General features: G+C 71.8%; 1 pseudogene. It reads left to right on the forward strand.

From position 1 onward, the window contains the following. Positions 1–316, forward strand: a pseudogene (locus CF165_RS49830) (WXG100 family type VII secretion target); the annotation flags it as partial.

Raw genomic sequence — 316 nt, forward strand, 5'->3', positions numbered from 1 at the left:
TGCGTTGAAGTCGCTCGATGGGGATCCGATCAAGACCGAGTCCGGTGCGGGGGCGGGGCTCGGTGACACGCCGTCGTCGGGTGGCGCGGGGCTGGGTGGGAGTCCCGGCGGTTCGGGCGACCAGGAGGCGGCGGCGGAAGCGGCGAAGCAGAAGGCCGCGGATGCCTTGAAGTCGCTCGATGGTGATCCGATCAAGACCGAGTCCGGTGCCGGGGCGGGGCTCGGCGACACGCCGTCGTCGTCCGGCGGCTCGGGTGATCAGGAGGCGGCGGCGGAGGCGGCGAAGCAGAAGGCTGCCGACGCGTTGAAGTCGCTC

Source organism: Amycolatopsis vastitatis, assembly GCF_002234595.1.
Lineage (GTDB): Bacteria > Actinomycetota > Actinomycetes > Mycobacteriales > Pseudonocardiaceae > Amycolatopsis > Amycolatopsis vastitatis.